Origin of the sequence: Bacteroides sp. NSJ-48, assembly GCF_014287405.1 — a bacterium.
In the GTDB taxonomy this organism is placed as follows: domain Bacteria; phylum Bacteroidota; class Bacteroidia; order Bacteroidales; family Bacteroidaceae; genus Bacteroides; species Bacteroides stercoris.
The window spans coordinates 1-502 of record NZ_JACOOD010000126.1; the positions used below are offsets into that span (position 1 = coordinate 1).

At 43.4% G+C, this 502-nt stretch carries 1 protein-coding gene and 1 pseudogene; both read left to right on the forward strand.

Annotation, left to right across the window (positions count from 1 at the left end; translation table 11 throughout):
* Positions 1 to 207: transposase family protein (locus H8S52_RS19775; protein WP_186910418.1), on the forward strand; the 207-nt coding region annotated here is incomplete at its 5' end.
* A 10-nt stretch (positions 208 to 217) separates the two neighbouring features.
* Positions 218 to 502, forward strand: a pseudogene (locus H8S52_RS19780) (DDE transposase); the annotation flags it as partial.

Sequence of the window (502 nt, forward strand, 5' to 3'; positions counted from 1 at the left end):
CCGGATATCATATCCTATGGTTTTGGTGAGTATCGTACAATCCAAGACTATCCTATTCGTGGTCGCGCCACTTATCTCCATGTTCGTAAACGTAAATGGCTTGACAAGTCTTCCAATGAAATCTTCAGCTATGACTGGGATTTATCCGAATTTGACGGTACACGGCTCAATTCTGAGTTCGTCTCTTTTTTAAAAGAAGGAGATTGAATCTACTCCTATGAGCATCTGTGTGCTTGCGGAACGTTATGGCGTAAAAGGGCAGACTCTTCGTAAACAATACAAGGAGAAAATCAGTGATTACCGGAACTGGGATCAGCTCGAACATGCGCATGACTACCTCCTTTATCCTGAAAACATTGGAGAAACCCTTTCTTTGGATGAAACTTGCCTGAGCAATGGAGATGTTTATACGATTCTGACCAATAAAGCAGCTAAAGGTCGTAAGGGTGCTTTAGTTGCAATGGTTCGTGGAGTGGCCACAGATGCGGTAAGCGGAATCTTG